Genomic DNA, 2,445 nt, shown 5'->3' on the forward strand with positions numbered 1-2,445 from the left:
CATCAGGCACAAGATCATCCGACACCTGCCCCACTCTGCCGCCGCCAAGCCCGGCCGCCAACCCCTTACAGCGAACTCATTCTGAAACGATCAGTTACTGGTCAGAGTGCACCGCGGTAGTGATCATGGCTGTCGTGCGGTGATCAAGTCGCTGCTGCGACATGCCCATGGTGGGGATGGCTGGCCGCCATGGGTGTGCCGGGTCACACCAGGACTCTCCCATGCCGCACCGACACCCAGCCGCCTCGGAGGTGATCCAGAAGTAATGGCCTGGTTTCGGGGGCGCCCGGTCACGATGCAGGCGACTTCGCTGGCTTGGCTTGCTGCGGGTGGAGCGTCTCGTGTCGGGCCAGCATTGCTACGCACTCGGTGATCTTCCGGGCGCGTGTCTCGGCCCGCTTGGCGGTGTTGACCCGGTTGATGAGGGCGAAGCGGTTGGTCTTGGTGAGCACGTCGAACATCGCCTGTGCCGCCGGATCGGCGGCGATCGCGGCTTGCAGGTCGGTCGGCACCTCCGCTTCCGATGACGGCGCGTAGGCGGCCGTCCACCGGCCGTCGGCCTTCGCGGCGTCCACTGCGGCGCGGCCGGCGGGCAGCATCAGGCCGGCCGCTTCCAACCGGGCCACGTTGGCGACGTTGCGCTGGGACCAGACACTGCGGGGGCGGCGCGGGGTGAGCCGCCTCCAGGAACTCTCCTCGTCGCGCTTGCGGGCCTGGCCGTCGATCCAGCCGAAGCACAGTGCCTCGTCGACTGCCTGCTGCCAGGTCAGCGTGGTGACGGAGCCGCCCTTCCTGGTCAGGGCGAGCCACACACCAGGGGAGGTGGTGTGGTTGTTCAGCAACCACGCGCGCAGCGCCGCACTGTCGGCAACGATCAACTCATCCAGCTCGGTTCCGGTCACCACTACAGGTTAGTGCCGCACCCCGGGGCTGCGGCTTGGTGCGGTGACTAGTCGAGCCTGCGGGCATCGGTGCCGGACCGGCTCGCCCTCACCGATGCCGCACTACAGAACGGCTGCCCGCACATCGCCCCCGGCGACGCCCGCCGGGTGTGGTTCGAAGAGGGGTGAGCGCCCGCCTCTCGGGGGATGCAGCGGGCGCTCACCGGGCATTCCCCTAGCAGGGCCGGTCCGGATGCGGGCCGGCCCTGCCGGATCCAGAAGTGGTGAGCGAGGAGCAGTCGACATGGTTGCGAACCTGCGAGTCCCCGGACCGCGTCTGGACCGGCGCGACCGGACCTCTGCTCGCGCCCGCGGGGATGGTCCTGTGTGTGTCGGCCTCGTCGTCCTGGGCCGGGCACCTACCGCCGTGGACGACCGGTCGCTGAGCTGGCTCCGTGTGCAGGACCGCGTCCGGGGACGGGTCTTCTGACGGCCGAGTGCTCACGAACCGTGCCCACCTGACTACGGAACTCGGAACCTCATCACCCCCTTGAATAACCTGCCGCGGCCCTGGCTCACGACGGCCGCTCGGCTCCACCAACCGCCAGAGGGCCCTGCTTCGACATCGGCAAGATCGAACTGCGTGATTTGACCGTCAAGGAACGACGACAGCGCATCGAGAAGTGAACGCGACCGCCTGACCGCGTCGTTGGTCCGGTTGGAAAGGAGCGTCCGTGAAGTCACGTCAGAGGGACCGGGGCGCCCCCGAACCACAGGCGCCGTGGAACGAAGTTAGGCCGCTGCTATGGCAAGGCGGCCACTTCTGGGCCAGCCCTGACGGCGAGGCCGGACTGAAGCGCCCGATTCAGAGATCCGCGGCACCCGGGTAGTGGTGGCGAAGTTCGCTGAGTACGCGCTCGTCGGCGGCCCTGACGTCCCACAAGGAGCTGTGTCGAACTCGGTCAGGACGAGCACCAGCTCGTCCCCGGCGAACCCACGTACTTCGGCGTCGATCAACTGGAAGAAAGGGGTCGTCAGCGACAACAATGTCAACGTGTCCATGCCCGCGTCGGCGGACCGTCTCTCCATCTCGACACAGCGAGGATCGACGGTCTCGTCAAACTCGACGCGCCACGTCAGGTCCAAGCCGAAGCTGCCGAGGCGAACCAGCAGCTAAGCCAGCGTCACGTAGTGCTTTCCGTGCCAGGCAGGAAACGTGATCCCCTTCATCCCCGCCTCTGCTTCGGCTGTATCGCGCACCATGCGGCCCCCTTCGTTCCAGCGAACAGTAGGCCACGTCCCTGATCAGCACATCCGACCCATCGGACAGGCCCTAATCGACATGCTTGCGCGGGACTGCGAGGCTATGGCCCCCACAGACCCGCGCTTCGTCGGCCTCACCTACACGCTCCGCCTGCTCGCGCAGTCCTATGCAGAGCATCCGGAGTACCGCGAGGAATGGCGTCCTTACGAGTTGGTGCGTGATAGCGGGTGGGACATGTCTGCCCTGCTCAGGTGCTTGCTCAGTCGATGATGTTGCGGTCGGAGACGAGAGCGGCGATGG

2 protein-coding genes are annotated in these 2,445 nt (G+C 66.9%); one reads left to right on the forward strand and one right to left on the reverse strand.

The genetic code is table 11. The annotated features are described in order from the left end of the window. Window positions 1–290: 290 nt before the first annotated feature. Window positions 291–905, reverse strand: coding sequence for a YdeI family protein (locus ACIQKA_RS34910; protein WP_402543407.1), 615 nt, complete (start codon window positions 903–905; stop codon window positions 291–293). Between the two features lie 1,342 nt (window positions 906–2,247). Between ACIQKA_RS34910 and ACIQKA_RS34915 the strand changes: the two genes are divergently transcribed. After that, on the forward strand, window positions 2,248–2,415 hold the full coding sequence (locus tag ACIQKA_RS34915) for a DUF6221 family protein (RefSeq protein ID WP_402543408.1): 168 nt from the start codon (window positions 2,248–2,250) through the stop codon (window positions 2,413–2,415). The last annotated feature ends 30 nt before the right edge of the window (window positions 2,416–2,445 follow it).

This window comes from Streptomyces sp. NPDC092045 (assembly GCF_044756005.1).
Classification (GTDB): domain Bacteria; phylum Actinomycetota; class Actinomycetes; order Streptomycetales; family Streptomycetaceae; genus Streptomyces.